This is a genomic window from Streptomyces physcomitrii (assembly GCF_012273655.1).
GTDB classification, from domain to species: domain Bacteria; phylum Actinomycetota; class Actinomycetes; order Streptomycetales; family Streptomycetaceae; genus Streptomyces; species Streptomyces physcomitrii.
This window is the reverse complement of sequence record NZ_JAAWWP010000005.1, coordinates 384,369-411,331: the sequence shown is the minus strand read 5'-3', so window position 1 is coordinate 411,331 and position 26,963 is coordinate 384,369. Positions and strand designations below refer to the sequence as shown.

The 26,963-nt window shown below is 73.5% G+C and carries 21 protein-coding genes and 1 pseudogene; 10 read left to right on the top strand and 12 right to left on the bottom strand.

Annotated features, from left to right (window positions below; all coding sequences use genetic code 11):
* Positions 1-306: 306 nt before the first annotated feature.
* Positions 307-2,550, bottom strand: a complete 2,244-nt coding sequence (gene katG, locus HFV08_RS11520) for a catalase/peroxidase HPI (RefSeq protein ID WP_168538455.1) — start codon at positions 2,548-2,550, stop codon at positions 307-309.
* Positions 2,551-2,963: 413 nt separating this feature from the next.
* Between katG and HFV08_RS11515 the strand changes: the two genes are divergently transcribed.
* The 3 genes from HFV08_RS11515 (at position 2,964) to HFV08_RS11505 (ending at position 4,752) form a co-directional block, all read left to right on the top strand.
* On the top strand, positions 2,964-3,374 hold the full coding sequence (locus HFV08_RS11515; RefSeq protein ID WP_168538453.1) for a Fur family transcriptional regulator: 411 nt from the start codon (positions 2,964-2,966) through the stop codon (positions 3,372-3,374).
* Positions 3,375-3,515: 141 nt separating this feature from the next.
* On the top strand, positions 3,516-4,010 hold the full coding sequence (locus HFV08_RS11510; RefSeq protein WP_168538451.1) for a pyridoxamine 5'-phosphate oxidase family protein: 495 nt from the start codon (positions 3,516-3,518) through the stop codon (positions 4,008-4,010).
* A 223-nt stretch (positions 4,011-4,233) separates the two neighbouring features.
* Positions 4,234-4,752, top strand: coding sequence for a hypothetical protein (locus HFV08_RS11505; protein WP_168538450.1), 519 nt, complete (start codon positions 4,234-4,236; stop codon positions 4,750-4,752).
* Between the two features lie 254 nt (positions 4,753-5,006).
* Here HFV08_RS11505 and HFV08_RS11500 read toward each other — a convergent pair whose 3' ends face one another.
* The 5 genes from HFV08_RS11500 to HFV08_RS11480 form a co-directional block, all read right to left on the bottom strand.
* Positions 5,007-5,768 carry an ABC transporter ATP-binding protein gene (locus HFV08_RS11500; protein WP_168538449.1) on the bottom strand — a complete coding sequence of 254 codons (762 nt, stop codon included), beginning with the start codon at positions 5,766-5,768 and terminating at the stop codon, positions 5,007-5,009.
* A gap of 208 nt (positions 5,769-5,976) precedes the next feature.
* Positions 5,977-7,029: a taurine ABC transporter substrate-binding protein gene (locus HFV08_RS11495; protein ID WP_168538448.1), complete on the bottom strand. Its 1,053-nt coding sequence runs from the start codon at positions 7,027-7,029 to the stop codon at positions 5,977-5,979.
* An 89-nt stretch (positions 7,030-7,118) separates the two neighbouring features.
* On the bottom strand, positions 7,119-7,961 hold the full coding sequence (locus tag HFV08_RS11490; protein WP_376770602.1) for an ABC transporter permease: 843 nt from the start codon (positions 7,959-7,961) through the stop codon (positions 7,119-7,121).
* Between the two features lie 585 nt (positions 7,962-8,546).
* On the bottom strand, positions 8,547-9,251 hold the full coding sequence (locus tag HFV08_RS11485; RefSeq protein ID WP_168538446.1) for an enoyl-CoA hydratase/isomerase family protein: 705 nt from the start codon (positions 9,249-9,251) through the stop codon (positions 8,547-8,549).
* A 94-nt stretch (positions 9,252-9,345) separates the two neighbouring features.
* Positions 9,346-10,170, bottom strand: a complete 825-nt coding sequence (locus tag HFV08_RS11480) for an SDR family oxidoreductase (RefSeq protein WP_168538444.1) — start codon at positions 10,168-10,170, stop codon at positions 9,346-9,348.
* A 229-nt stretch (positions 10,171-10,399) separates the two neighbouring features.
* On the opposite strand from HFV08_RS11480, the gene HFV08_RS11475 reads away from it, so the two are divergent.
* On the top strand, positions 10,400-10,906 hold the full coding sequence (locus HFV08_RS11475) for a MarR family winged helix-turn-helix transcriptional regulator (RefSeq protein WP_168538442.1): 507 nt from the start codon (positions 10,400-10,402) through the stop codon (positions 10,904-10,906).
* A 125-nt stretch (positions 10,907-11,031) separates the two neighbouring features.
* Here HFV08_RS11475 and HFV08_RS11470 read toward each other — a convergent pair whose 3' ends face one another.
* Positions 11,032-13,617 (bottom strand): SEL1-like repeat protein, encoded by a 2,586-nt coding sequence (locus HFV08_RS11470; RefSeq protein ID WP_168538440.1) that lies wholly within the window; start codon positions 13,615-13,617, stop codon positions 11,032-11,034.
* A 126-nt stretch (positions 13,618-13,743) separates the two neighbouring features.
* On the opposite strand from HFV08_RS11470, the gene HFV08_RS11465 reads away from it, so the two are divergent.
* Entirely contained in the window at positions 13,744-13,941 is a 198-nt protein-coding gene (locus HFV08_RS11465) for a hypothetical protein (protein ID WP_168538438.1), read from the top strand.
* A 130-nt stretch (positions 13,942-14,071) separates the two neighbouring features.
* Here the strand turns inward: HFV08_RS11465 and HFV08_RS11460 are convergent, their stop codons facing one another.
* On the bottom strand, positions 14,072-14,740 hold the full coding sequence (locus HFV08_RS11460) for a restriction endonuclease (protein ID WP_168538436.1): 669 nt from the start codon (positions 14,738-14,740) through the stop codon (positions 14,072-14,074).
* A 522-nt stretch (positions 14,741-15,262) separates the two neighbouring features.
* Here HFV08_RS11460 and HFV08_RS11455 point away from each other — a divergent pair.
* On the top strand, positions 15,263-16,042 hold the full coding sequence (locus tag HFV08_RS11455; protein ID WP_168538434.1) for a hypothetical protein: 780 nt from the start codon (positions 15,263-15,265) through the stop codon (positions 16,040-16,042).
* Here the strand turns inward: HFV08_RS11455 and HFV08_RS11450 are convergent.
* A complete protein-coding gene (locus HFV08_RS11450) occupies positions 15,963-16,829 on the bottom strand; it encodes an FHA domain-containing protein (protein WP_246341653.1) in 867 nt (288 codons plus the stop codon). The two genes, HFV08_RS11455 and HFV08_RS11450, sit on opposite strands and share 80 nt — an antisense overlap.
* A 147-nt stretch (positions 16,830-16,976) precedes the next feature.
* Positions 16,977-18,899 carry a protein kinase domain-containing protein gene (locus HFV08_RS11445; protein ID WP_168538432.1) on the bottom strand — a complete coding sequence of 641 codons (1,923 nt, stop codon included), beginning with the start codon at positions 18,897-18,899 and terminating at the stop codon, positions 16,977-16,979.
* A gap of 328 nt (positions 18,900-19,227) precedes the next feature.
* Between HFV08_RS11445 and HFV08_RS11440 the strand changes: the two genes are divergently transcribed.
* The 3 genes from HFV08_RS11440 to HFV08_RS11425 all read left to right on the top strand — a co-directional run bounded on the left by HFV08_RS11440 (position 19,228) and on the right by HFV08_RS11425 (position 24,328).
* Positions 19,228-21,288: a TerD family protein gene (locus tag HFV08_RS11440; RefSeq protein WP_168538430.1), complete on the top strand. Its 2,061-nt coding sequence runs from the start codon at positions 19,228-19,230 to the stop codon at positions 21,286-21,288.
* A 923-nt stretch (positions 21,289-22,211) separates the two neighbouring features.
* Positions 22,212-23,417, top strand: a complete 1,206-nt coding sequence (locus HFV08_RS11430; RefSeq protein WP_168538426.1) for a cupin domain-containing protein — start codon at positions 22,212-22,214, stop codon at positions 23,415-23,417.
* Positions 23,414-24,328: a ferredoxin family protein gene (locus HFV08_RS11425; RefSeq protein ID WP_168538425.1), complete on the top strand. Its 915-nt coding sequence runs from the start codon at positions 23,414-23,416 to the stop codon at positions 24,326-24,328. The genes HFV08_RS11430 and HFV08_RS11425 overlap by 4 nt, the downstream gene beginning before the upstream one ends.
* Before the next feature lie 120 nt (positions 24,329-24,448).
* Here HFV08_RS11425 and HFV08_RS11420 read toward each other — a convergent pair.
* Together HFV08_RS11420 and HFV08_RS11415 are read right to left on the bottom strand one after the other, a co-directional pair.
* Positions 24,449-25,120, bottom strand: a pseudogene (locus HFV08_RS11420) (nucleotidyl transferase AbiEii/AbiGii toxin family protein).
* Complete coding sequence (locus tag HFV08_RS11415; protein ID WP_168538424.1) at positions 25,117-25,464, bottom strand: transcriptional regulator; 348 nt, start codon at positions 25,462-25,464, stop codon at positions 25,117-25,119. The pseudogene HFV08_RS11420 and the gene HFV08_RS11415 overlap by 4 nt, the downstream one beginning before the upstream one ends.
* Before the next feature lie 365 nt (positions 25,465-25,829).
* Between HFV08_RS11415 and HFV08_RS11410 the strand changes: the two genes are divergently transcribed.
* A complete protein-coding gene (locus HFV08_RS11410) occupies positions 25,830-26,813 on the top strand; it encodes an Lrp/AsnC family transcriptional regulator (protein ID WP_168538540.1) in 984 nt (327 codons plus the stop codon).
* Positions 26,814-26,963: the final 150 nt, after the last annotated feature.

Sequence of the window (26,963 nt, the reverse complement as noted above, 5' to 3'; positions counted from 1 at the left end):
GCGATCCTAACGTCCGCCGGGAGAGCGCCCCGTGGACGGGGCGCCCGGGCCCGCGGGCACGGACGGCCGGCCGAGAGGAGGAAGGAAGGGAAGAGAAGGGGGCGGCGGAGAAAGAAAGGACGTCCAGGCCGACGGGGGAGGCGGCCTGGACGTCCGGCTTGAGGGGCCCTTCATCGAGGAGGGTGCCCGCTCGGGTGACATCCATTCAGATGTTGCCGAGGTTCTGCTGACCTTTCTTCAACTGGCCAGCGGGCGGGGGTAGTTGGCGTGTTTCAGGCGTCCCGCCGACTACCCCTGCCCGGTGGTTCAGCGGCCCCGGGTGTCGAGGTCGAAGCGGTCGAGGTCCATCACCTTGGACCAGGCCGCGACGAAGTCGGTCACGAACTTCTCCTTCGCGTCGTCGCTCGCGTAGACCTCGGCGAGCGCCCGCAGTTCGGAGTTGGAGCCGAAGACCAGGTCGGCGCGGGTGCCGGTCCACTTGACCTGTCCGGCGGCGTCCAGGCCCTCGTAGGTGTGCCCGTCGCCGTTGGCGGCCCGCCATGTGGTGCCCATGTCCAGGAGGTTGACGAAGAAGTCGTTCGTCAGCCGCCCGGGGGTCTCGGTGAGGACGCCGTGCCGCGAGTCCTGGGCGTTGGCGCCGAGCACCCGCAGTCCGCCGACCAGGACGGTCGTCTCGGGGGCGCTCAGGGTCAGCAGGTTGGCGCGGTCGAGCAGCAGGTACTCGGCGGGCAGCCGGTTGCCCTTGCCGAGGTAGTTGCGGAAGCCGTCGGCGCCCGGCTCCAGGGCGGCGAAGGACTCCGCGTCGGTGTGCTCGTCGGTGGCGTCCACCCGGCCCGGAGTGAAGGGCACCGTGACGGTGTGGCCCGCGTCCGCGGCGGCCTTCTCCACGGCCGCGCTGCCGCCGAGCACGATCAGATCGGCGAGGGAGACCTTCTTGCCGCCGGAGGCCGAGGAGTTGAACTCCTCCTGGACGCCCTCCAGGGTGCGCAGCACCGAGGCGAGGCGGTCCGGGTCGTTGACCTCCCAGCCGCGCTGCGGCTCCAGGCGGATCCGGGCGCCGTTGGCGCCGCCGCGCTTGTCGCTGCCGCGGAAGGTGGAGGCCGAGGCCCAGGCGGTGGAGACCAGTTCGGAGACGGTCAGGCCCGAGTCGAGGATCTTCGCCTTGAGCGCGGTGATGTCCTCGGCGCCGACGGTCGCGTACTCCGCCTCCGGCAGCGGGTCCTGCCAGAGCAGCACCTCGGCCGGGACCTCGGGGCCGAGCAGCAGGGACTTGGGGCCCATGTCGCGGTGGGTCAGCTTGTACCAGGCGCGGGCGAAGGCGTCCGCGAACTCCTGGGGGTTCTCGTGGAAGCGGCGGGAGATCGGCTCGTAGACCGGGTCGAAGCGCAGCGACAGGTCGGTGGTGAGCATCGAGGGGGCGATCTTCTTCGCGGAGTCGTGGGCGTGCGGGACGGTGCCCTCGCCCGCGCCGTCCTTCGGCTTCCACTGGTGGGCGCCCGCGGGGGACTTGGTCAGCTCCCACTCGTAGCCGAAGAGGTTGTCGAAGAAGCCGTTGCTCCAGCGGGTGGGCGTGGTGGTCCAGGTGACCTCCAGGCCGGAGGTGATGGCGTCCGCGCCCTTGCCGGTGCCGTAGCTGTTGCGCCAGCCGAAGCCCTGCTCCTCCAGCGGGGCGGCCTCGGGGTCGGCGCCGACGCTCTCGGCCGGGCCCGCGCCGTGGGTCTTGCCGAAGGTGTGGCCGCCCGCGATCAGGGCGACCGTCTCCTCGTCGTTCATCGCCATCCGGCGGAAGGTCTCGCGGATGTCGCGGGCCGCGGCCAGCGGGTCCGGATTGCCGTTCGGGCCCTCCGGGTTGACGTAGATGAGGCCCATCTGGACCGCGCCGAGCGGGTTCTCCAGCTCGCGGTCGCCGCTGTAGCGCTCGTCGTCGAGCCAGGTGGTCTCGGGGCCCCAGTAGACGTCCTCCTCCGGCTCCCAGACGTCCTCGCGCCCGCCCGCGAAGCCGAAGGTCTCCAGCCCCATCGACTCCAGGGCGACATTGCCGGTGAGGATCATCAGGTCGGCCCAGGACAGGCTCTGGCCGTACTTCTTCTTCACCGGCCACAGCAGGCGGCGGGCCTTGTCGAGGTTGCCGTTGTCCGGCCAGCTGTTGAGCGGGGCGAAGCGCTGCTGGCCGGCGCCGGCGCCGCCGCGGCCGTCGCTGATGCGGTAGGTGCCGGCGCTGTGCCAGGCCATCCGGATCATGAACGGGCCGTAGTGGCCGAAGTCGGCGGGCCACCAGTCCTGGGAGGTGGTGAGGACCTCCTCGATGTCGCGTTTGACCGCGGCGAGGTCCAGGGACCGGAAGGCCGCGGCGTAGTCGAACTCCTCGCCGAGCGGATTGGCCACCGCCGGGTTCTTGGCGAGGATCTTCAGGTTGAGCCGGTCCGGCCACCACTGGCGGTTTCCACCGCCCTGCGTCGGGTGCGGGGCGCGCGCCCCGTGCGCGACGGGGCAGCCGTCGGCGCCCTCGGTCTTGGCGTCGGTGACGATTGCCTCGTGGTTCTCAGACATGGGAATCCTTCCGGACCGTACGGATGGCGCCGCTGAGGTGACGGCGCTGCTCATGTACTGGTGCTGCTCGCGCCGGGGGCTCCGGGGCGGTGGTCCGGGGCCTCGTCCTCGGCACGAGCCGTTGCTCGGCTTCGGCCCCATCCCTTGGCCTGCGCCGGAACCGATCCTACGATGGACAGAGTCCAAGTCAAGAAGAATGCCAAAGCTGTAGACCCTCAGAATCTGTATCCCCTCGCCACCCGTCCCATGCGCCGATCGCCGAAGAAGCCCGAAGGCACCCGAAGAGGCCCGAAGACGCCGGAACCCTGAAGACGCCGGAACCCCGAAGGCGGCGGGAAGAAGACCGTCCCGCCGATCCCGAAGACCACTGTCCCGCCGATCCCGGAGAGGTGAGCCCGAGATGAGTGATCTCCATGAGTGATCTCCTGGAGCGACTGCGAGCACAGGGCTGGCGCCTGACCGCGCAGCGCCGGGTCGTCGCCGAGGTGCTCGACGGCGATCATGTGCACCTCACCGCCGAGGAGGTGCACGCCCGCGCCGCCGCACGGCTCCCCGAGATCTCCCGGGCGACCGTCTACAACACCCTGGGCGAGCTGGTCGGCCTCGGCGAGGTCCTGGAGGTCGCCACCGACGGCCGCGCCAAGCGCTACGACCCCAACGCCCACCAGCCGCACCACCACCTGGTCTGCTCCGGCTGCGGCACCGTGCGCGACGTCCACCCCACCGGCGACCCCCTGGCCGAACTGCCCCCGCGGGAGCGCTACGGCTTCCAGGTCGCCGAGGCCGAGGTCATCTACCGGGGGCTGTGTCCCTCCTGCGCCTGAGGAGGCGGACCCCGGGGCGAGGCGATTACCGTGGGTGAGGAGACGGTGTTCGGAGCCCCGGATGTCGAGAACGCGGCGGCCGCTCCGTCCCAGGGGCACAGCGGCCACCGGCGGCCGCCCGGCAGTGGAGGACGAGGCGTCATGGACCGCGAGCGGATCGCACAGGAACTGGCCGACGCCGACGAGCTGCTGAGCGGGGCGTCGATGGCGCGGCTGGCGTACAACGGTCTCGACGGGCTGCCCCGCGTCGTCCCGATCGGGATCTACTGGACCGGCGAGGAGATCGTCATGTCCACCGCGGCCACGGCCCCCAAGGTGCGCGCGCTCACCGCCCGCCCCGAGGTCGCCCTGACCGTCGACACCGGCGACAGCCCCGGCTCGGCCAGGTCGCTCTCGGTACGCGGCGTCGTGCACCTCACCCTCGTCGACGGGGTGGTGCCGGAGTACCTCGCGGCGGCGCGGAAGAACTTCGACGCCGCGTCCGCCGCCGAGTTCGAGCGGAACTGCCGGGCGATGTACGACCGGATGGCGCGGATCGCGGTCGAGCCGCGGTGGGCGCGGTTCTACGACTTCGGTGCCGGCCGGGTGCCGCGGTTCCTCGCCGAACTCGCCGAACGCGCCCAGAAGTCGGGCTGATCCGCCGCCGGGAGGCTGCTCCGCGGCCGGGAGACCCGCCGCCGGGAGAACGCCGCGTGCGGGGCCCGCGGGCGCGGGCGCGGCCCCGCTGCCATGAGAGCGCCAAGGCTCGGTAAATCCGCGGCGATTGTGCAACTTTCGTCCGGTGCGCGCTGTCTTCTCCGGTGACCGACGGCCCGCGGTCAGCAGAGCCGCGGGACCGCACCACGGGGAAGGTCTCACCATGCGTACACGTACTCGCCCGCGCACCACCGTGCTCGCCGCCGCGGGAATCGCCGCCGCCCTCTCGCTGGCCGCCGTCACCCCGGCGCTCGCCGGGGGCGACTCCGCGCGCGGTACCTCCGCCGCCGGGCACGCCAGGGCGGCCCAGGACCGCGGGGGCGACCCCCGCGACGTCACCTCCCGGGTCGCCGACTTCTACGGCGGCTACATCGACGCCGTCTACGACCTGGAGGACCCGGCGGCGGCCCGGGCGGCCGAGGCGGCGCGCGCCTTCCACCTCAGCGCCGCGGCGCAGAAGAAGGTCGCCGCGTACGAGGAGAAGGAGCACGCGGACGGCATCCTCTTCGCACAGAACGTCCCGGTGAAGTGGAAGGTCTCCGCCGACGGAACCGGCGCCGGGCACGCCGACACCCTGGTCACACTGACCTGGAGCGACGGCCCGGACCCGCAGGTCACCCAGATCGCCGTCCGGTCCGACCTGACCACCCGCAAGATCACCGACCTCACCCCGGTGGAGTGAGGCACCGGGCCCCGGGCGGGTGGGCAACCGGGGTGACCGGGTGAGCGACCGGGACGGCCGGGTGAGCGACCGGGCGTCCGACGGAGCCACCGGTACGTCCGGATGAGACGCCGGAGCGGGCCGCCGTCGGTGGGCGGTCCGCTCCGGTTCCCGGGCGGGGTTCCGGCCGCGTTCCCGGTCGCGTTCCCGATCAGGGGCTCCCGGTCGTGGCGTGCCCGGTCGAGGTCTCCCGGGAGCGGTCCTCCGGGTGAAGTTCAGGCCGCCGCCGCGGACTTGACCGCGTGGGCGACCTCGGTGCGCAGGGCGTTGAACTCGGCGGACTCGCGCAGCTGGTCGGCGTCGACGCCACCGCCGCGCGGCAGGCCGATCGGCAGGTCCAGGGCGACGGTTCCGGGGCTCCGGGTCAGCACCACGATGCGGGAGCCGAGGAAGACCGCCTCGTCCGCGGAGTGGGTGACGAAGACGGTGGTCCGGCCGGTCTGGGCGGCCACCTCCCGTACGTCATCCTGGAGGCGCTCGCGGGTCAGGGCGTCCAGGGCCGCGAAGGGCTCGTCGAGCAGGAGCAGGGGGTTCTCGGCGGCCAGCGCGCGGGCGAGGGCCACCCGCTGCTGCTGGCCCCCGGAGATCTCCCAGACGTGCCGTCGCTCGGTGCCTTCGAGGCCGACCCGGGCCAGCAACTCCGCCCGCCGCTCGGGCCATCGGGCACGGGGGACCCCCGCGTAGCGCAGCGCCAGGTCGAGGTTGCCGCGTACGGTGCGCCAGGGGAACAGCCGCGGCGTCTGGAAGACCACCCCCGCCGAGGTGCCCGGCCGCGGCGGGGCCCCGGAGACCCGTACCGAGCCGTGGGTGGGCTGCTCGAAACCGGCGATCAGCCGCAGCAGCGTGCTCTTGCCGCAGCCGGAGGCGCCCACCAGGACCAGGAACTCACCGGCGGGCACCCGCAGATCGACCGGCCCGACGGCGGCGACGGTCTCCCGCCCGCGGCCGTACTCATGGCGGACATCGTCGAGTTGCACTGCGCCGTCGGGTCGCACCGGGCCGTCGGGCCGCACCGGGTCGTCGGGTCGCACCGGGCTCTCGGGTCGCACCGGGCCGTTGGCCGCCTGCGAGGTGGCCTCAACTCCGTTGGGAAGCGGCCCACTTGTCGTGACCCCACTGACCTTGCCGGCCTCACTGACACCTCCGGCCTCGCTGGTCTTGCCGGTCCGCCTTGTCTCATGGGCCTCACTTGAGGACATCGGGCAGCCCCTTGAGGTAGAACGCCTTGCGGACGACGTCCTCGGACGGGGCCGCGTCGATCTGCTTCTGTCCGGCCAGGAACTCGCCGGTGTCGGTGAGGTAGTCGAGCAGCTTGCCCGGGCGGCCCTCGGTGCCGAGCCAGTCGGCGGAGGCCACCTGCCGCGGGGTGAGGAACACGCCCTGCGAGAGCTGGGCCTTCGCGTCCGCCGCGCTGATGCCCAGCTCCGCGGCGATGGCCTTCACCGAGCCCTCGGGGTCGGACGTGAGCGTGCGCAGGGCCTCGGCCTCCACCTTGCGCCAGACGTCGATGGCACGGGGATCGCGGGCGATCAGCTCCTCGGAGACGACCGCCAGGTCCAGCGTCGGCTTCCCCGCGGCCCCGATCTTCTTGCTGCTGGTCAACTGGGTTCCGCTCGCGCGCAGTTCGTCCAGGGTGGGCAGCCAGACGTAGGCGGCGTCCACGTCCCCGCGCTGCCAGGCGGCGAGGATCGCCTGCGGCTGGAGATCGACGAGCTTGACGTCGGAGGGCTTCAACCCGGCCTGCTCCAGCGCCGCGAGCAGGCTGTAGTGCGAGGTGGAGGCGAAGGGCGTACCGATGGTCCTGCCCTTGAGCCCCTTCACCTCGGATATCCCGCTGCCCTTGCGCGCGATCAGGGCCTCGTTCTCCCCGGCGACGTCGAGGACGAAGGCCACCTTGTACGGGATCGGCGAACTCCCGGACACCCCGCGGGCGAAGGGGCTGGAGCCCAGCGCCGCGATGTCCAGGGACTTGCCGAGGAAGGCCTGGTTGACGCTGGCCCCGGAGTCGAACTTGACCCAGCTGATCGTGTAGTCCGGCAGCGCCTTTTCGAGCAGCTTGCGGTTCTTGACCAGCAAGTCACCGCTGGGGAAGGCGAAGTAGCCGATACGCAGCCGCTTGGCGCCGCCGGAGGAGCCGCCGCCGTCCGAGGAGCAGCCGGTGACGACCGCGGAGGCGGCGGCCAGCGCACCGGTGAGCAGCAGTCGGCGGGACGGGCCGTGAGCAGGGGAGGGAGACATGGTGGAGGCCGTTCTGTGCGGAGAGTGGGAGAGCCGGGAGGGGGAGCGAAGTGCCGTACGGGCAGCGGTGGTTGAGGGGGCCGGGTGGCTCATGGGGAGGTGCGGCCGCGCCAGGGCACGACGGCGCGTTCGAGGCGCAGCAGCAGTGCGTCGATGACCAGTCCGGAGACCCCGATGGCGATGATCCCGACCAGGACCACCGGGGTGTTGTTGTAGTTGGCGGCGTCCTTGACCATGCCGCCGATACCGGGGAGTCCGTTGACCAACTCGGCGGCGACCAGGGAGGAGTAGGCCACCCCCACGGCCAGCCGGATCCCGGTGAGTGTCTCCGGCAGGGCGGAGGGCACGACGACGTCCCGGACCACGTCCCACCGCGAGGCGCCGAGTGCCCGGGCCGCCTCGGTCAGGCTCCGCGGCACGGCCGCGACGGCGGTCGTGGTGGACACCGCCACCGGCGGGAAGGCGGCCACGGCGAGCAGCGTGATCTTCGGCTCCTCGTTGATGCCCAGCCAGATGATGAGCAGCGAGAAGTACGCCAGCGGCGGCAGCGTCCGCAGGAAGGTGATCCAGGGCTCGAACAGCGAGCGCACCCACCCCACGGTCCCCATCAGCAGCCCGAAGAGCACCCCGAGGGCGATGCCGAGCCCGGCCCCCAGCCCGATGCGCCGCAGGCTGGTCCCCAAGTGCTCGACGAGGTACGTGCCGTTGTAGCCGCGCACCCCGTCGTGCGTGGTGGAGACGTCCAGGAAGGCGTCCCAGACCTTGGCGGGCGGCGGCACCAGCGTCTCGCTCCACGTCCCGCTCACCGCGAGCACCTGCCACAGCGCCAGGAAGAGCAGCAGCGAACCGAGCGGCAGCAGGGCGTGGCGGGCACGCGCCCCGGCCCGGGGGCGTGCCCGGGGGCGGCGCCGGACCGGCGGCCGGTCCGCCACGGCGGCGGCGGACCCGGGTTCGGCCTCGGCTTCGGACAGCGGGGGTGTCGTGGACACGGGCGGCCTCCAGGGGAGCGGGGGAGCCGGAAGGGACCGGGAAGCAGGAGCGGCTGCGGCCGACGGGGCGGAACGACTCAGGCAGCGGGCACCGGCACCGCGGAAGGGCGGCGCGGCGGGACATCTCCGCCCCGCCCTCGCCAAGGCACCGCCCGCGCGCGGGACGGCAGGGCGGAGCAGGGGAGCGAAGGCGCGGAGAGGGGGAGCGGCGTCAGGGACGCGGCGGAATCAACAACAGGCAGCCGGGCGCCGGCACAGGTCGATGACCAGGCGTCGCACCAGGGGCTCGTGATTCATGGGGCCCATTTCTACAACAGCCGCCGCCCGGCACCAAGAGCCGTCCCACTCCCTGGACCAGGGACGACTGTGTACCGGACGGGGCCCGACCGCCTCGCGGACCGGTTCGGCCGCTTCGGGGGACGCGGGGGCGACCGCTTCGGGGGACGCGGGGGCACGACCGACCCCCGAGTACGGAGCACGACCGACCCCCGTACGCACTCCGCACCCCGAACCGGCCCGCCTCGCACCTCATTGACGATGCGTCAGGAATTTGTTCGTCCCCGACTCGGAGTCGAGTTCGCGTACCGCCGTCTCGAAGAGGGTCTGCTTCATCAGTCCGAGCACGGGGCCGCGCTTCCCGGCCAGGGGGCGGACCAACTCCACTGCCAGCGGCAGCAGTTCGCTCTCCGCCGCGGTGGTCTCGGCGATGCCCGCGGCGACCGCCTCGGGGCCGGTGTACCGGCGCCCGGTGGTCATCGCCTCGAAGGCGGCGGGTGCGGGGAGGCGGGTCTGGATCAGTGCCGCCATGCCGGGGGTGAAGGGGATGCCCAGGTCGATCTCGGGCAGGCAGAACCAGCCGCGGTCGGCCCGCATGACCCGGCGGTCGTGGGCCAGGGCGAGCACCGCGCCCCCGGCGAAGGCGTGCCCCTGCAGCGCCGCGAGGCTCGGCATCGGCAGGACGCAGAACCGCGCCAACAGCCGCTGGTAGGAGGCCAGATAGGCGGCGAACTCCTCGGCGGGGTCGCCGAAGCGCTCCCGGTCGAGGCCGTTGGAGTAGAACTTCCCGGTGCCGGTGGTGACCAGCGCGGCGGGCCCGGTGGACGCCTCGACCTCGTCGAGGAGTTCGTGCAGGGCGGCCAGCCACGCGGTGGTGGCGAGGTTCTCGGTGTCGCGCTGTCCGGGTTCGCCGAGGTCGAGGACGAAGACCTCGTCCTCGCGACGCAGATGGGGCATGGCGTGGTCCTTGGGTGAGGTGGGCCGCCTGCGGTGGCGGGGAGTGAAGTGGAAGCCTGCGTTGTCCTGCGGGGCGGCCGGGGCCTGGTGTGTCTCAGGCGTCGAGGAAGAGGTCGAGCTCCAACTCCCCTCCGCTGCCCGCGGCTTGGTAGCCGGACAGATCCGTGACGCCCTCCTCTGCCAGCACCTCGTCGTCGAGGAGGTGCCGGCCGGTGCGGGCGCGGGGGTCGCGGCTGAGGATCGCGTGCGCGGCGTCGGCGACGATCTCCGCGGTGCGGGAGCGCTCGGCGCCGCCGAGCAGATTGCGTACCGCGGCGGTGTCGATGAGGGTGCGCGGCCACAGCGAGTTGGCGGCGATCCCGTCCGCCGCGAACTCGTGCGCGAAGCCGAGGGTGCACAGGCTCATCCCGTACTTGGCGAGGGTGTACGGGAGATGGCGGCCCGGCCAGTGCGGGGCGAGGTTGAGCGGCGGGGAGAGCGTGAGCACATGCGCGTGCGCCGAGCGGCGCAGGTGGGGGAGGGCCGCCTTGGTGAGCAGCAGGGTGCCCCGGGTGTTGATGTCCTGCATCAGGTCGTAGCTCTTCATACGGATCCCGGCGGTGGGCGCCAGGTCGATCGCGCTCGCGTTGTTCACCACGATGTCGATCCCGCCGAAGCGCTCGGCCGCCGCCGCGACGGCCCGCTCCACATCGGCGTCCGAGCGGACGTCGCCCACCACCGGCAGGGCCGAGCCCCCGGCCGCCTCGATCGCCGCGGCCGCCGTGTGCACGGTGCCCTCCAGCCTCGGGTGCGGCTCGGCGGTCTTGGCGAGCAGGGCGATCCGCGCCCCGTCCTTCGCGGCGCGCAGGGCGATGGCCAGGCCGATCCCCCGGCTGCCGCCCGACATCAGGATCGTCCGTCCCGCGAGGCTGCGTTCCATGCCCGGCTCCTCTCCTCGGTCCGCCCGTGGTGCACCGGAACTGTCCACCAGGACCTACTAATAATAAGCAGTACAAATAATTAGGTCTGCTCTGTCAAGGTGGGATGGGCGTGAGGAACCGTGCGGCGGACCGCCTCGCCCGCCGCAGGAGAACGTCCCGTACGCCGCGGGGAACGTCTCGTACGATGTGACCTTCGGCGGTGCGAACGGTTTGCGGAGGAAGCGGAACATGGCGGCGACCACCCCCGCGCGGGCGGCCAACCGGGCGGCGAATCTGGTGCCCGGCTCGGTGGCCGAGCACACCAGCTGCCTGCTGCTCAAGCTGGGGCAGGTGGCCTTCCGCGTCAGCGAGCACCGGCTCGCCGAACTCGGCCTGCGGGTACGGCACTACAGCGTGCTCCAGGCGCTCCTGGACAACGGCCCGATGTCCCAGCTCGACCTCGGCGCCCATCTGCGGATCGACGCCGCCACCATGGTGAGCACCCTCGATACCCTGGAGCAGGGCGGCTACGCGCAGCGCACCCGGGACCCGCGGGACCGCCGCCGCTATGTGGTCGCGGCCACCGAGAAGGGTGCCGACCTGGGCCGGGACGCCGACGGGGTGCTCCGCGAGGTCGACGAGTCCGCCTTCGCCGACCTGTCCGCCACCGACCGGCGGCATCTGCACCGCATCCTCGGCAGACTGGCGGGCAGCCCCGCGCTCACCGAGGCCTTCGACACGGTACGCGGGGGCTGAGGACGCCGAGTCGGATGGCGCCGGTGGTGCGTGGGGGCTGAGGGGGTCCGCTCGTATAGGCCGGTGCGGTGGCCGGTCAGGTTTGCTCGCGCGGCTGGGTGAGGCCCGGTGATCCGGCTCTGTCGTCAGCCGGGTGCGGGGAGGCCGTCGTCGCCGTCGTGCTCTGCGGTGTCCGTGTCCACCCGGCTCCGCAACTCCGCCAGCCTGCGCGGGGCGTGGCCGTCCCCCGACTCGGCGGCGAGGCGGTAGAGGCGGGCGGCGTCCCGGTGGTCCCCGGCGCGTTCCCGCATCCAGGCGAGCGAGGAGTAGCAGCGCGGGTTGCCCGACTCCGCGGCCTCGCGGGCGAGTTGCTCGGCGCCGAGCCGGTCACCGGCGGCCTCGCGCAGTTCGGTGAGGCGGCGCGCGGCGTGGCGGGAGCCCGCGTCGGCGGCGAGGCGGTACAGGCGGGCGGCGGCGTCCCGGTCGCCCGCGCGCTCCCGTAGCGCGGCGAGCCGGTAGGCGCAGCGCGGCACCCCGGCGGTGGCCGCCAGCCGGGCCAGGCGCTCGGCGCCCTCCTGGTCCCCGGAGTGTTCCCGGGACTCGGTCAGGTCCCGCAGGGCGTCCGGGTCCCCGGCGTTCGCGGCCAGCCGGGCGAGCCGCTCCGCGCGCCCCGGATCGCCGGACCGCTCCGCCAGCCAGGCGAGCGCGGCGTGCACATACGGGTCCCCGGCCTCGGCGGCCGACCGGGCCAGCCGTTCGGCGCCCTGCCGGTCACCGCCGCGCTCGCGCAACTCCGCGAGGGCGCCGTACACCTGGGGGTCGCCCGCCTCGGCGGCCCGGTGCGCCAGGTGCTCGGCCTCGGCGTGGCAGGACCGCAGTTCGGCCTCCCGGCTGAGGCGCGCCAGGTGCCCGGGGCGGGTGGCGTGGTCCGCCGCGGCCGCCCAGAACGACTCGGGCGGATCGATGCCCTCCCGCCCGGCCCGGCCATGGGCGTCGAGGTAGTCCGCCAGCCGGGAGACCCCCGGCCGGATCCCCATGCCGTCCGCCCTGGCCACCGGTTCCAGCGCCGCCACCACCCGCTGCACCCGCGTACGCGCGTCGTCGAGGGCGTACGGAAACCAGTCCGCCCCCGCCGCGGCACGCTGCTCCGCGCTCAGATAGCCGGGGGCGGCCGCGCGCAGGAAGGCGTCGGGCAGCGGGGCGTCCCAGCCCAGTCGGCAGGCGTCCATCGCCGCGGTGACGAGGGCGCGCGCATAGCAGGCCGGGGGTTCCTCGGCGCTCTCGTAGCGGTCCACGAGGGGGAGGCCCGCGGCGAGGGTCTGCGTGATCTTCCCGTCCCGCGAGGTACGCCGGGCGGCGGCGAGCGCGGGGTCCCCGCCGAGGGCGCCGAGGGCCCGCAGCTCCCGGGTGCCGAAGGCGGGCGGGACGCGGACCACCGCGGTGGCACCGGTCAGCAGGGCGCGGGCGTGGTGGTGCGGGTCCTGGCCGGCGAAGGCCGACTCCCTTGGGGGCGCGCTCAGTTCCGCGAACGCCGCCTCCCACAGGGTCGCGAGGACGATCAGCGGCCCGGGCCCGGCCAGCCGCGAGAGCAGCCCGGCGGCCAGCGGTTCGCCCTTCGGGTCGGCGAGGAGCTGGTGCGCGTCGTCGAGCCAGACGACGGTGCGCGGCGCGAACGCCCGGGCCTCCAGCGCTTGCAGCGCACTGGCCGCGGTGCGGGGGAAGAGCAGGTTCCATCCGGTCAGGGGGCCGGGGGCGGGCTCTCGCCCGCCGCAGCTTCCGCGTCCGTGTCCTCCGCCTCCGCCTTCTCTTTCTCCTTCTCTGCCTCCTTGTTCTTGTACGTGGGCGGAGGTGGGGCCGGGGAGGGGCCTCGTCTGTGGGGAGGGCGGGGCCGGGCGCCTTCGGGGTGCGGTGTCGGCCTCTTGGTCCTGTGCTCTCGTTTCATGGCTCAGGGCGCGGACGGCCTCGTAGGCGGCGCGGGTCTTGCCGGTGCAGGATCCGCCGCGGACGACCACGAGCGCGGGCTCGCCCGCTGCCGCCGCGGCGGTCAACGCCTCGCGCAGCAGGTCGTCGTGGGGGCGCGGGACGTAGGCGGGCAGGACGAATCCGGCGGGGTGCGCGCGGCTGCCGGGGGCGACGGCAGGGGAGGGGGCGGTGTCGGGGCGGGCGTTCTCGGCGGGGCGGTCGCCGGAGATGGACGGGTGGACGCGGAGGGCGGCCGCCGTCCAGAGGTCGAGGCGGCGGGGCGGGTCGGGGAGGGCGCGGAGGCGGGCCTGGTCCTCGGCTCCGGTCAGGTCGGCCGCCGCCTGCCGCCCGCGGCGCAGTTCCTCCGCGTCCCGTACCCGGGCCCGGTTGACGGCGGCGTGCCGCTCGCGCCAACGGTGCGGGTCGAGCAGCGCCGTGTCCTCCGCGCCGAGAACGGCACCGGCGGCGGACTGCCGGATCCGGGCGACCACCTCGGCCAGCACGTCCGCGTCGGCCGGGAAGGCCCTGCCGGTCAGCCAGTTGTTGAGGGTGTTGTGTCCGCGCCGGGTGTGCGCGGCGAGTTCCCGCAGGGAGGGGCGTTCGGCCGCCGGGAGGCTCTGGCGCAGGGCCTCCACGCGCTGCAGATCCGCGCGGAAGGCCGCCTCAAGGTGTGCCGCCGCCGCACTCTCCAGCTGCTCCGCGGCCGCCCTCTCCAGCCGTTCCGCCACCGCACTCGGCGGTGCCGTCGACGCGCTCCTGTCCCTCGCCATGGCGCTGCCCCCGGGGGTCTTCTCGGAACACCTCTGTCCAGTCTGCCGCAGGGGGTCGATGGACACCGCCCTGGACAGCTGCGCTGGTCTCCTCACCAACCTGTCGCCTCTTCAGAGGAGTTCGCGATGACCACGCCCTGCCTCGTCCTCGGACTGCTGGCCGCCGCCCAGCTGTCCGGACTGCTCCTGGCCCGTACCGTCAGCGCGGCCGCCGCCGTGGTGCTGGCCCGCCGCGCACTGCACGGGGCCGAGCCCCGGCACCGGGCCGCCATCCTCCGCGCCCTGGCCGAGACCGTCCGCGCCCTGCGGGAGCCGGGGAGGTGACGGGCGGTCACGGACTCCCGGACCGCGACGCCCCTTCGACGACTTGGCCCACCGTGTCGGCGGTCCACTGCCCGAAGCCGCTTCCTGCGCCGCCGTGCCGGATCAGCTCCTGCCCGCCTCCACTGAGGGTTCAGGACAGGGCCGAGGGGCGGCGCGGGGGCGGGATCCGGTCCAGGAGGTCCCACAGGGGGCGTGATCCGGCGGCCCATTCGGCGAGCAGGCGCCGGTCGACGAGGTGGATGCGGTGCTCCCTGCCCCAGGGGACCGCCTTCGAGGAGAACCGGCCGTTGGTCAGCACGACGGCGACATCCGCCCCGTGGATCTGCCGGGCCGTGCCGTTGACCTGCTGGAGCACCCCCACACCGACGGCCGAGCCCTGGTCGCCGTCCCGCCGGTGCTTGCACTGGACGGCCCATATGCGACCCGAGGGGTCGACCGCCCGTACATCGCAGGCGTTGTCCCCCGCGCCGCCGAGCTGCTCCGCCGCGCAGCCGTCCCGGCGCATCAAGTCCCGTATCGCGAACTCGAAGGACCGGTGGTCCAGCGCGTCCAGCTCGGCGATACGCAGCCGCAGTGCCCTGGACCGCGCCCGCTCCCACTCCGCCCGCTGCCGTACCCGCTGCCCCACGAAGGCACCGGCGCCCGCGGCGAGGACGCCCAGGCCGAGGAGTACCCACCAGTGGGCCAGGAGCCATTGCAGCGCCACCACGGCCGCGCACATCGCCGCGCCGACCTTCAGCCAGAGGGGAAGTGGTTGCGCACGCCGCCGGGAACGGCGCACCGGACCGCGCCTCCTCATGGAACAACTCCCTTCGTTCGTATGCCTGTTGGCGCACTGCCTCGCCATACGTCCGCCGCACCCGCGCGGCCCGTGCCTCCGCCCCCGTCCTCCGCCCTCCGCCCTCCGCGCGACTCGTAGGGGCAGCTCGTACGGCTCGTTCGTGCGGCTCGTTCGTACGGGCAGCTCGTACAGCTCGTATGAGAGCACGGGGGTCTGACAGCGGGTCACCTCGCTATTACGGCAGGTGACGGATTTCGGTCAGTGGCGGGCTGTCGGTGGTCCGGGTGTGAGGGCCGTGAGCAGGTGAAAGGTGAAGTGGGCGTGCTGCTTTCGGCCGATTCACCTGCCAGCAGGCCGGTTTGTCCGGAGTGAGGGTGGAGGGGAGAGGGCGGAGGAGGCGGCTGCCCGGGACCCCTCCCCGCTGAAACCCGATAGGCAGTCCTCGTAGGCAGTCCTCAGGCTGTCCGCGTGGGGGCAGGGCACGTCAGGGCGGCGCGCCGGGCAGGGGCGAGCGAGCGGGGAGGAGCGGGGAGGGTGGGCATGAGGCGCAGACGCACCGCGCGCGGGTCCGAGCCGGCAGCCGTATGCACATTCGTCCTCGCCCTCGCCCTCGCTCTCGTCCTTGCCCTAGCCCTCGTCCTGGCCGGAGCCCTGCTGCCCCGCGGTGGTCTCCGGGCCGCGGAGGGGTCGCGGGAGGGGCTGTTGCGGGAGTACCGGGAGTCGACCGCGGTGAAGAACGACAAGTTCGGAGGGGTGGGCGAGAGCAGTGCGGACCGGCTGGCGAACTTCGCCGCCTACTACACGCCCCGGGCGCTGCTGTCCGCGCTGCTCTCGGCCACGCCGTGCCGGGCCGCCGCCAGTTGTCCCGCGGGCGCGGCGGCGGGGCGGGCGGTGCGGGAGTTCGCGGGGGCCGGTGGGCGGGCCTTCGAGCGGTCGGTGCTCGTCCGGCACGAGGACGGCTCGCTGGAGCTGATCACGCTGTACGTGGCGCGCAGGTCCGACGACACCGCCGCCCTCGTCGACTCCCGCGGCGCCACCTACCCGGGCGGACTCGACGACTTCCGCCGCCACAACACGCTGCTCGGCCCGGAGGATCTGGTCCTCACCCCGCGGGACCCCACCCTCGTGCACGGCGGCGGCGCCGTGGTCGCGGTCTCCGGGCACACCCCGCGGAACTGGCTGCCCTGGCTGATCGGCGCGAGCACCGCCGTGATGGCGGCGGCGACGGCCCTGGCCGCGGTCAGGCGGCGTCGATCAGCGCCAGGTCCATGGGGACCAGCGTCGTCGAGGCGAGCAGGGCGCGCAGCAGATGGTCGTTGAGCGCGTTGCCGACGGGTTCGCCGACCTCCTCGCGGGTCAGCCAGGGCACCCCGTCCCGGGACAGGCGCACCCGTACGCCGTTGACCAGGTGCTCGACCCGCTTGTCCGTCCACCCCTCGCCGGGCTGCACGGCGGCGAGTTCGGCGGCCGTCTGCCGCCAGGTCAGCGGCTGCGGCCGGGGGTCGTGGGCGAGGTAGCGGCGGCCCAGGACGACCAGGGCGAGCCGCTCCTGCTCGGTGAGGACCCAGACCCGGGGCGGGCGGGTGACCTCGGTGTGCCGGGGGCCGGGGCGTTCGGTCTCCGGGCCGGTGACGAAGACCTCCATCAGGTGCTCGCGGCCCCGGGTGCCGCCGATGAACAGCGGGGTGTAGCCGGTGCCGAGCGGCAGCGGCTCCTCGTGCCGGAAGAGCAGCCGGGACTCGGCGAGGCGCAGCGGCAGACGGCCGACGTTGCCCACCCACCAGCGGCCGTCCCGGTGGGTCAGGGTGCCCTGGTGGCGGCTGACCTGGGCGTCGTCCTCACCGAGGCAGACGTGCACCTCGGGCCGGTTGCGGCCGAAGAGGACCTCGCGGCCCTCGCCGGGGCCCAGCGTCATCCCGCCGGTCAGCGCGAGCGCGAACAGGGTCCCGGGCAGCGGCGCGGAGGCACCCCGGGCGAGGCTGCCGTGCGTGGCGGGCAGCAACCGCCCGGCACCGGGCGCGCGCCCGCCACCTCCCGCACCCGTACCGCGCGGCGGCCCGGATCCCGGCACGTGGCCCGCGCCCTGCGTCCCGCCGGTGCTCCGCATCTGCCCCACTCCCCGTGCCCCGCTCGCCATGTCTGCCCCGCTCTTCGTGTCTGCCCCACTCCCCGCGTTTGCTCCGCTCCCCTTGTCCGTCCCGCTCCGCGTGTCCGGTCCGCTCCCCGCGTACGTGGGTATCGCCCCGAAGTCCCCTCACTCGCCCGGCAGTTGGTCCGCCACGGCTCGTGCGGCCTCGGCGGTGAGGCTGGTGGCGGTCTCGCAGAGGCGCTTGGTGGACCCTGAGCCGTACACGGTCAGCTGGAGCAGTTCGACGGTGCGGTCACCAGCGGAGTTGCGGTAGGTGCGATGGGCGAGCCGGGCGGTGCAGCTGTCCTCGCCCGCCTCCTCGGGGGCGAGGTAGCCGCGCGCGCCGCCGATGTCGACCGCCTTCCCGTCGTCCTCCAGGGCGTTGTCCCGGCTGAACTGGAGCTCCACCTCGCCGGGGCCCTCGTCGCCGAACCAGTCGCAGCTCCAGGCGCCGAAGCCCGGGTCCCTGTTCTTCGGGTTCTTCGGGTTCTTCAGGCTCTTCGGGTCGACGCCCGGGACCCGCGTGAGCGTGTCGTCGCCGAGCAGGGTGCAGGCGTCCACCCGGGCGAGCGAGTCGGGTGCGGGGGCGGCGGTACGGCGGGGCACCGGGCCGTCGTCCAGGAGGCCGAGGACGTGGTCGGTGGCGGCGTCGGCCAGCTGGCAGGGATCGGGTGAGGGCGAGCCGAGCCGCTTGCCGCGGACGCGGATCTGCCGGTGGTCGGTGGTGGCGAGGGCCCGCTCGCAGAGGTCGCCGTCCCGCGGCAGGCTCGTCACGCGGAGCCCGCCCACCTCGCGGGTCGACACCTCACCCTCGTAGGTGTCCAGGTCCGCGTCGAAGTTGACCTCCACATCGGCGACTTCGTCCCCGCTGCCGTTGCGCAGCAGGACGTCGCAGCGGTCGATCTCCCCGTAGTCCGGGTCCAAGGCGGCGTCGCCGAAGCGGCTCAGGGAGGCGGCGGCGAGGAGTCTGCACGGGTCGGCGGTACGGGGCTCGCCGAGGGCGCCGGGCCGCCCGGTGGCCGGGGCCGCCGTCCCGGTGGGGCCGCCCTCGCCGCCGTCCTCGGAGCCCCAGGGGCCGAAGAGGAGGAGACCGGCGGTGACCGCGCCCGCGGTGACCAGGGCGAGCGCCGCGAGTGCCAGGGGGCGCCGGCGTCGGCGTACCGCGCGCGGCAGCCGCAGCGTCAGCGAGGGGAGGCCGACGGTGCGCCGGTCCGCCAGTTGCTCCTGGACGTGCGGGGGCGGCGCGGCGGCGTGGCCGAGCAGGCGCCGGGCCCGGGCGGCGTCCGGGCGCTGCCGGGGCTCCGCCGCCAGGAGGGCGGCGAGCGGCTCGGCCAGCGGGCCCGCCCGGCGCGCGGGTTCGCGGTGGCCCTCGATCGCCCGGGCCAGATACGCCATGGGGTGCTCGGCCTCCCCGTACGGCGATTGACCCTCCACCGCCGCGAAGAGCGAGGCGCCGAGCGAGAAGACGTCGGACTTCTCGCCGGCCGGCTTGCCCTTGGCGACCTCGGGGGCGAGATAGCGGGGCTTGCCGCGCACCCCGCCCGTCACGCTCTGGGTGGCGTCGCTCCACAGGGCGCGGGAGATCCCGAAGTCGGTCAGCCGGGCGAGGCCGTCCTCGGTGACGAGGATGTTCTCCGGGGTCACATCGCCGTGCACCACGCCCTCGCCGTGCGACTTCGCCAGCGCGTCCGCGATCTGGCAGCCGATCGAACCGGCCTCCTCCGGGCTGAGCGGTCCGCGGTCGTCCATGAGCTGGGCGAGGCTGCGCGAGGGCACGTACTCCATGACGATCCAGCAGTCGGCGCCCTGGTCGACGAAGTCGAAGACGCCGACGATGTTCGGGTGGTGCAGCCGCCCGGCGTTGCGCGCCTCGGCGATCAGGCGCTGGGTGGCCCGGGGGTCGTCCAGGCGTGCGCACTTGACGGCGACCTCGCGCCGCAGCCGTTCGTCCCAGGCCCGCCAGACGACGCCCATCCCGCCCCTGCCGATGGCCTCCCGCAGGACGTACCGGCCGACGATCTTGTCGCCGTCCTCCGGCGTCGACAGCACCGCGCTCCCCCTCGCCCCCGGGCCGCCCGCCCCCGGGCACGGCCATGACTCACGGTGACGGAGTGTACTCAGCCCCCCGAGCCCCCACACCACCTGGCGAGGACCGCCGCACAACCCTCACATGGGGGCGGGTGTGAGGGGTGGGGTGGGTGAGAGGGGAGGGCGGGCATGACAGGGGAGCGCAGGGGTGCTGGTCGCATGTCCGGTGTCGTTCTCTGCCCCGGACCCGTTCCTCTGTACACGGAGTGCGTGGAGGGTCACACTGGGTCGTCCGGCGGGGTGAGGGGCAGGCTCCGCGCGTATGACGTGCGCTTTTGGGGTGGGGGCCGTGTACGAGTTGATCAAGGGTGCCAACGTGGGGCTGGCGGCACTCAGTGAAAGCGTCGACTCCGTGATCGTGAGTCTGGACTGGACCAGCCCCACGGGCGAGGGCGACGCGGATGTCTCGGTTCTGCTGCTGGACGCGGACGGCAAGGTGCGCAGCGACGCCGATTTCTACTTCTACAACAATCCGGTCGCCCCGGACGGCAGTGTGCAACTCCTGGGCAAGACGCCGACCGGAGGCGGCAACCAGGACCGGATCAGCTTCGACCTGACCGCGATCCCGGACGGCGTCGACCGCATCGTGGTGGCGGCGAGCCGGTACGACGGAGCCCACTTCGGGGAGTTGGACGATCTCCGGATGACGTTGGCCGACGGTTCCGGCGAGCATCTGCTCCGGTTCGCGATCGAAGAGGCGGGCCCCATGAGCGCCTTCCTCTTCGGTGAGTTCTACCGTCGCGGCGGAGAGTGGAAGTTGCGGGCCGTCGGCCAGGGATACGAATCCGGACTGGCGGGCCTGGCAACGGACTTCGGTGTCGACATCGACGACGGCACCGACGACGGCACCGACGGCGCCGCCGCTGCCGAGGTGCTGGAGGAGACGGCGGACGGAGAACGTACGCAGGCGACGGCCCCTGCTCGCGCGGACGATCGCGGACAGCCGGCGACGGGGGAGGGCGTCCCGGCGCCGCGGCAGCCCGAGGAGGCCGCCGCACCGAGGAAGCCGTCCGCGCGGCCCCGCACCGCCAGGAAGAAGGTCACCCTGCCCAAGGCGGCCAGGAAGTCCTTGGCGGAGAACGACTCCTGGAAGCAGGCCAGGCTCTTCCCGGTCTCCGCGCTCAAGAGCGACCGGGACCGCGAGATGCGCGCGACCTCGGTGCTGTTGTCGGTGATGACGCAGATCCCGGAGTTCGGCCGGAGACTCACCGCCGCCTTCGGGGCCCCCGCGGGCCGTATGGAGACGTTCACGGAGGTCTCGCTGCCGCACGGCGACAACCCGCGGCGCCCCGACGGCGTGATCCGCGTCGAGCGGGCCGGCAAACTGTGGACGGCCCTGGTCGAGGCCAAGACCAACGGGAACCCGCTGAGAGCCGAACAGGTACAGGCGTACATGGACCTCGCCGCCCGCCGGGGCTACGAGGCCGTCATCACCCTGTCGAACGACGTGGCCCTGGAAGGCAGTCCCCTGGTCGACGTCAGGATCGACGGCCGGCGCAAGCACAAGGTGGCTCTCCGGCACCTGTCCTGGGCCGAAGTCGCCCACCAGGCACAGCTGTTGATCCGGCACGAGGGCGTGGGCAACATGACGCACGCCTGGCTGCTCCAAGAACTGCTGCACTACCTCCAGCACGAGAACTCCGGATGCCACGGCTTCCAGAACATGGGCTCCGCCTGGGTCCCCGTACGCAACGGAATCGACGACGAGACCCTGTGCCAGGGAGACCCGCGGGCGCTGGAGGTCGTGGAGAGCTGGGAGCGGCTCATCCGCCAGGTCTGCCTCAGGCTCGGGGGTGAACTCGGGCAGAAGGTACTGCCCGTCCAGCGCTCCCGGCGCGGAACCGACCCCGGGGCCCGCCGGATGCAAGGGGCTGATCGGCTCTGCCGCGAAGGCAGACTCCAGGCCGAGCTGCGTATGGAGGGCACGCCCGGCGTCCTCGCGATCACGGCGGACCTGCGTACCGGCAGACTCCGCACCTCCCTCGAGATCCCGGCGCTCGAGCACGGCTACCCCCTCACAGGTGCCAAGCGGCTCGTCCGGCGCCTGGCCGAGGCTCCCGCCGATCTCCACATCGAGACCCTGGTGGACGGCGGGGCGGGAGGCCCTCGGAGCACGCTGGAACGGCTGCGTCCCGAACCGGCGGACCTGCTGCCGAAGAACGGCGCCCGGATCACCGGCTTCCGGCTGTCGCTCTTCAAGGGCATGGGCGGCAGCCGCGGCAACGCCGAGTCCGGCTTCATCCGCAGCGTCGACGAGGCCGTGCACCGGTTCTACGCCACGATCGTGGCCGCTCTGGACCGGCCGGCACCCCGACGGGCACCGGCCGCGGGGCGATCCGCCGCGGAGTGAGGCCTGCGCGGGGAAGGGGGCGCGGTCCTCTTGAGGGGAGGCCGCCGTCAGCGCCGAGGGCTTCGCCTGACTGACCGGCGAACGCGGCCTGGTCTCCCGAATCGCCGAACGCTTCCGTGCCCCGCGCGCGGAACTGCCCGGGAGGATCGCCGGTCCCCTGGACCGCCTCAAGACCGCCGACCGCGAGGACGCCCCGCCTCAGGGCAGCGGCCACGCCCGCGAGATCCACCGAACCGGCCGCTGCCTCCCTTCCCGTGTCCGGCTCCCGAGAGCGGTCCCGTACCCGGCTCCCCTGGACGACGACCCCAGGTGTCCCGGCGCCCCCGTACCGCCCGAGTCGTCCCCCCGTAGCAGCGGAGTTATGGTGCGAAGGCGGGCATTACCCTGCAATGCGCCTGGCGAGTGCCCGCGGCATCAGGCTCCGGGAACTCACGCATCGCAGAACCAGCGGTCCGGGCGAGAACGGTCCGAGAGCGAGTGGTCCGTGCGCGGACGGTCGAAGAGCCAACGGTCGAAGAGCGAACTTCGGAGGGCAACGATGACGCATCCCGAGAACGAAGGTCCCGCGGACGGTGGCGCGGCCGGTACGCCGGGTGTCCACGACGGCGGTGCCGACGGCGGGGCCGAGGGTCCCGCGGACGGCGGTGCGGCGGGTAAGCCGGGTGTTCAGGACGGCGGAGCCGACGGTGGAGCCGAGGGCCCGGCCGACGGTGGCGCGGCGGGTACGCCCGGGGTTCATGACGGTGGTGCCGACGGCGGGGCCGAGGGTCCCGCGGACGGCGGTGCGGCGGGCAAGCCGGGTGTCCAGGACGGTGGTGCCGACGGTGGGGCCGAGGGTCCGGCGGACGGTGGCGCGGCAGGGACACCCGGCGTGCACGACGGTGGCGCCGACGGCGAGGCCGGCCGTTCCTGAGCGCCTCGTCTTGAGCGCCTCGCGCACCGCAGTCCAGGACACCGGCACGGAGGACGCCGGTGTCCTGGAGTCTCGTCTGACCAGGCTGAGCCGGGCGGAGTTCGCCCGCGAGGTCTGGTCCCGTACGGCGCTGCTGACCCGGGGCGCGAGCGACTTCTCCGATCTGTTCTCCGCGGCCGCGGTCGACGAGCTGGTCTCGCGCCGGGGGCTGCGCACGCCCTTCCTCCGGGTCGCCAAGGACGGCTCGACGCTGCCGGAGGCCGCCTTCACCGCGCCCGCGGGGGCCGGGGCCGCCATCGCCGACCAGCTCGACGACACCGCCCTGTGGCGGGCCTTCGCCGACGGGGCCACGCTCGTCCTCCAGGCACTGCACCGCACCTGGGAGCCGGTCGCCGGGCTGGTCTCGGCGCTCGGCACCGAGCTGGGACACCCGGTGCAGGCCAACGCCTATGTGACCCCGCCGGACAACCGCGGCTTCGACGCGCACTACGACGTCCACGACGTCTTCGTCCTGCAGATCGAGGGCACCAAGCGGTGGACCGTCCACGAGCCCGTCCTGCCCGATCCGCTGCGCGACCAGCCGTGGACCGGGCACCGGGCGGCCGTCGCCGAAGCGGCCGCGCACGGCACGCCGCACCTGGACACCGTGCTCCGCCCCGGCGACGTCCTCTATCTGCCGCGCGGCTGGCTGCACTCCGCCGAGGCCCGGGGCGAGGTCTCGGTGCACCTCACCCTCGGGGTGCACGCCTGGACCCGCCACGCGCTGGCCGAGCAGCTCACCCGGGCCGCGCTCGCGGCGCTCGGCGAGGACCCCGCCGCGCGCCGGGCGCTGCCGCTGGGCGCGGAGAGCCTCGGTGCGGAGCTGGACCTGGTCCGTACCCGCCTGCTCGCCGCGGTCGCCGAGGCCGATCCCGAGCCGCTGTTCCACCGTGCCCGGCGGAGTCAGGCCCGCCCGGCGCCGCTCGGCCCCCTGGCCCAGCTCACGGCCCTGCGGGGACTCGGCCCGCGCTCGCCGGTGCGGCTGCGGCCAGCGCTGGAACCGCGGTGGGAGGGGACCCGGCTGGTCACCCGGGTGGGCTGGCTCGACTTCGCGGAGGCCGACCTCGCGCCGGTGGCCCGGCTGCTCGACGGGCGGATCCGTACCGCCGGGGAGCTCGGCCTCGAACGTGCCGAGCGGCTGCTGCGCGCGGGCGTCCTGGTGCCCGCCGACCGGTGACCGCGCCCGGTCGGGAGGGCCGGCCGGAGCGGTTCTTCTGCGCCGACGCCGCCCGGGTGCGCGGCGATCCCCTGGCGGGCACCGCGCCCTTCGGCTCGGTCTGGGTCCTCGTGGAGTACCGGCGCAGCTGGCCCGCCAACGGCTTCGACGGCCTCGCCCTCGACCCGGCGACCAAGGCGCGCGTCTTCACCGCCGCCCAGGCACTGCGCGCCCGGATCCTCCTCATCCGGCGGTACGGCCGACAGCGCCCCGAGGAGCCCGCCCGCTGGGCGGTACTGCGCCACGACGCCTCCGGCGACCTCCACCAGCAGTGGGGCAGCTGGCGCCGTGACGAGGACCTGGCCCAGATCGCCACCGCCCTCGAAACACCCGGGAAGCCGGACCGTACGCCGGTGATCCTGGTCTGCGCCCACGGCAGGCACGACGCCTGCTGCGCCGTACGCGGACGCCCCGTCGGCCGGGCCCTCAGCGCACGCTGGCCCGAGCTGGTGTGGGAGTGCACCCATGTGGGCGGCGACAGGTTCGCCGCCAACCTCGTCCTGGTCCCCGACGGCGTCTACTACGGCAACCTCGACGCCCCCGCCTCGCTCACCGTGGTCGAGGACCACCTGGCCGACCGCATCCACGCCGACCACCTGCGCGGCTACACCACCCTCTTCCCGCCCCAGCAGGCCGCCGTCGCCGCGGCACTCGCCCGCTTCGGCCCGGCGGGCAGATACGACTACGCGGTCACCGGCACGGTCCGCGAGGACACCACCTGGCACATCCGCCTCCAGGGCCGCCCCCCGCACCCCCCGCACCTCGAAGTCCGGGTACGCGCCCACCGCACGCCCCCGCGCCGGCTGACGTGCCGGGGGGCGGCCAGGAGTTCGGCCGTGGTGTACGAGGCGGAGTGGGTGGGGGTGGGGTGAGGTGCCGGGGGCGACGACCCGGGCGTCCACCCCCGCGCACCGAGAGCACTCCGCGCCACGAGGGGGCAACGCTCCCTGCTCCGCCCGGTCCGTCCTCGGCTCCGGAGCCGAGCCGCGTCCTCAGTCCTCCTGCGGAGTCTCCAGCTCCTGGATCCGTTCACCGATGTCGTCGGTCCACGCCTGTGCCCACCGGCGCAGCTCGGTGACGGCGGGTTCGTCGAGCCCGTAGGCGGCGAATTCGGTGTCGTCGATCCAGTCGGCTCCTGCCAACCGTGATTGCAGCTCGCGCAGGTCGAAGGAGTCGCGGGCGTGACGGCGGCCGAGCTCTTCCAGCTCAATGCGGCTCCAGTGGTCCGCCGCGGCCTGTATGTCGACCAGATCTCTGGCGAGTCCCCGGTCGGCCAGTGCGCGGACCTTGGTGCCGACGACATATTCGAGGGACAGCACCAGTCCGTGCTCGGTGTGCACGGGAGGGCGCCACAGTGTCTCCTTCAGGACGTCGACCTCGCACTCCTCACGGCTGGCGGGGTCGGTGACGATGAGCCGCGCCGCCAAGGGATCCGTCTCCAGCGCCCGCACCTGCCATCCACGCTCTTACAGGCCGGTGCGTACGGCGGTGGCGATCTCTTCCATGCGCTCCGGATTCTCGGTTGCGACATCGAGATCCTGGCTGAGCCGGTCGACCAGGCCATGTGCTTGGACCGCATAGCCACCGGTCAGCGCCAGCGGATAGACACCGCCCACCTCAAGGACATCAGCGAGCAAGCGGCGGTGCAGGTCCGTCAGGTTCACGCAGCGGCCCCGGCTTCGTGCGCCAGCTCGTGGAAGGAGCTCTCCCACACCTCCCGGACGTCCCGGCTGACCAGCGTGCGCAGTGTGGGCCACAGGCTGATCAGCAAGTCGCGATGGAGGAACCGGACCAGATCGTCGTGCAGACCCTCGGCCAGGATGATCCGGTAGTAGCTCATCCGCAGCCGCGGCTGGTCGAGATCGAACGTGGTCAGCCCCGACCACGCCAGATGCAGCGGCAGCGTCACCGTGCCGTGCTGAGGACCGACGAGTTCGGAGAGCGCGGCAGGCGCACGCCGGGCGAACTTGGCACGACGAAGATCGGAGAGACCGGGCTGTGTTGCCATACGCCGATTATCCAGGAAGAGCCCTTGGTGGGCTCCGGCATCCGGCGGACGACGCCTGGCCCGGCTTCGAGCGGGCCGAGATCGGCGATGGGCCTCCCCAAGATCCCCGCCCACAAGATCCCACCGAACCCAAGACCTCACCGAACCCAAGATCCCCACCAAAAAAATCCGCCCCCACCCTGCCGCGATCCTGCACGCCCCACCCCTTCCCCCCGAAGCAGTCGATCTGCGGTTTTCCGCTCCTCCGCCCCGCCCTGGCGCGGGAGATCACCGAAGTGGGGCGGTTGCGTGCAGGATTTCGGCATTGACCGGTTTCGGGGCGGGTGATTAGCGTCCCCGCCATGAGAACCCGTTCCCACGCCGGCATGATCGACGAGCTGGACCGCCGCGTCATCGCCGCGCTCCAGCTCAACGGCCGTGCCTCGTGGAACGCCATCTCCCGCTGGGTGGGAGCCAGCGAGACCACCGTTCAGCGGCGCTACCAGGCGCTGCGCCACCGCAAGCTCGTGCATGTGGTCGGTGCGCTGGAGCTGGACCGTACCGAGAGCGGTTCCTCCATGCTGGTACGGGTGCACGCCAAGCCGGGCAAGGGGCTGGAGCTGGCCGAGCTGCTGGCCTCCTGTCCCGAGACGCGGTTTCTGGCCGTGGTCACCGGCACGGCCGACCTGATCGTCGACTTCGTCGCCCAGGACAACGAGCAGCTCATGAGGCTGCTCTTCACCGACCTGCCGGGCGCCCACCTGATGACCAGCACCGAGTGCGTCGCCGTGATCCGCAGCTTCACCTCGGCGGCGCTGTGGGACACCGGCCTGCTGCCCGCCGAGGCGGCCGCGGAGCTGCGGCCCGCCAGCCTCGCTCCACCGTGCGACCGCGACGACTGGGACCGTACGCCACAAGCGCTCTCCGGTCTCGAAGCGGCCGTCGCGGACGCACTCGCCGAGGACGGCCGGATGCCGGTCAGCGCGCTGGCCCGGCGGCTGGAGCGCGGTGAGTCCAGCGTCTCGCGCGCCCTCGACCGGCTGGTGGAGCGGGGGATCCTGCACTTCCGCACCCTGGTCGAACCCGCTCTGCTCGGCTACCAGGCCGAGTTCATGGTCTGGCTCTCGATCGAGCCGGACCAGCTCGACGCCGCGGGCCGCCAGCTCGCACGTCACCCGGGGACCAAGTTTCTGGCCGCGGCCACCGGCCGGTTCAACCTGGTCGGCCACATGGTCCTGCCCCGCCGTACCGATCTGTTCCCCTACACCGGCGAGGTCATCGGCGCCCTGCCGGGGCTCAACGCCTCCGACGTCACGGTGCACCTCGCCACCCTCAAGGGGGCGTGGACCCGGCTGGACCAGGTCGGCTGACCCCGCCCGCCACCCGGCCCCCGCCCCGCGCACGGCCGTGACCGCGCACCCTCGCTCATCTGCACATCTGCATACCTCCCGTACCTCCCGTACCCGCCGTCCCGCCTCCGCCGACGGCCCCTTGTTCCCACCCCCGCCCAGGAGACCGCA

Coding starts and splice junctions, on each gene's coding strand:
- HFV08_RS11505 (WP_168538450.1), top strand. CDS start 4,234: ATGCGTACACGTACTCGCCCGCGCACCACCGTGCTCGCCGCCGCGGGA.
- HFV08_RS11510 (WP_168538451.1), top strand. CDS start 3,516: ATGGACCGCGAGCGGATCGCACAGGAACTGGCCGACGCCGACGAGCTG.
- HFV08_RS11470 (WP_168538440.1), bottom strand. CDS start 13,617: ATGGCGAGGGACAGGAGCGCGTCGACGGCACCGCCGAGTGCGGTGGCG.
- HFV08_RS11480 (WP_168538444.1), bottom strand. CDS start 10,170: ATGGAACGCAGCCTCGCGGGACGGACGATCCTGATGTCGGGCGGCAGC.
- HFV08_RS11455 (WP_168538434.1), top strand. CDS start 15,263: ATGAGGCGCAGACGCACCGCGCGCGGGTCCGAGCCGGCAGCCGTATGC.
- katG (WP_168538455.1), bottom strand. CDS start 2,550: ATGTCTGAGAACCACGAGGCAATCGTCACCGACGCCAAGACCGAGGGC.
- HFV08_RS11410 (WP_168538540.1), top strand. CDS start 25,830: ATGATCGACGAGCTGGACCGCCGCGTCATCGCCGCGCTCCAGCTCAAC.
- HFV08_RS11475 (WP_168538442.1), top strand. CDS start 10,400: ATGGCGGCGACCACCCCCGCGCGGGCGGCCAACCGGGCGGCGAATCTG.
- HFV08_RS11515 (WP_168538453.1), top strand. CDS start 2,964: ATGAGTGATCTCCTGGAGCGACTGCGAGCACAGGGCTGGCGCCTGACC.
- HFV08_RS11415 (WP_168538424.1), bottom strand. CDS start 25,464: ATGGCAACACAGCCCGGTCTCTCCGATCTTCGTCGTGCCAAGTTCGCC.
- HFV08_RS11465 (WP_168538438.1), top strand. CDS start 13,744: ATGACCACGCCCTGCCTCGTCCTCGGACTGCTGGCCGCCGCCCAGCTG.
- HFV08_RS11450 (WP_246341653.1), bottom strand. CDS start 16,829: ATGCGGAGCACCGGCGGGACGCAGGGCGCGGGCCACGTGCCGGGATCC.
- HFV08_RS11495 (WP_168538448.1), bottom strand. CDS start 7,029: ATGTCTCCCTCCCCTGCTCACGGCCCGTCCCGCCGACTGCTGCTCACC.
- HFV08_RS11460 (WP_168538436.1), bottom strand. CDS start 14,740: ATGAGGAGGCGCGGTCCGGTGCGCCGTTCCCGGCGGCGTGCGCAACCA.
- HFV08_RS11485 (WP_168538446.1), bottom strand. CDS start 9,251: ATGCCCCATCTGCGTCGCGAGGACGAGGTCTTCGTCCTCGACCTCGGC.